Annotated in this window: 1 protein-coding gene; it reads right to left on the bottom strand. The window is 41.8% G+C overall.

Going from position 1 to position 478, the window contains the following annotated elements:
- Positions 1–478 (bottom strand): MSCRAMM family protein (locus G5B12_RS17105; protein ID WP_174088974.1); only part of this gene is annotated, 478 nt, incomplete at both ends.

A 478-nucleotide genomic window follows, 5' to 3' on the forward strand; every position in this document is an offset into this window, starting at 1 on the left:
TTTGCATCCACCGCAATCTCTACATAGTTCTTATTGATTGTGTACCCTTCCGGTGCGTTGACTTCCTCAATCCGGTAATGTCCGATCTTCAGATTCTTCGGCATGATCAGATATCCCTGGCTGTCCGTAAAATAGGACTTGTGAGTAGTTGTCACTGGGTAAGTTGTTACCTGCTCCACATACTTCTTGTTGTCCAGGTCATATACCTTAAATTCTGTTCCGGCAATCAATACAGATTTCTTTGTTTCATCGTCTTTTTTCACGATTTTCAGTTTTGCCTTAAACTCTTCATCCAGAAGCACTCGCCAGATCTGTGGCTCGTTTGGATGATGTTCTGTGATATTCACTTCAAAATCATCGACTGGCTTGTAATTGTGCGGTGTTGTAGTTTCACGCACGATATAGCTTCCAAATGGTAATGGAATACTGCAGGCATACCCTTTTTCATCTGTGAAAATCTCAGTTGCTCCATTTTCTC

Source organism: Blautia sp. MSK.20.85 (assembly GCF_013317245.1).
Taxonomy (GTDB): Bacteria; Bacillota; Clostridia; order Lachnospirales; family Lachnospiraceae; genus Blautia_A.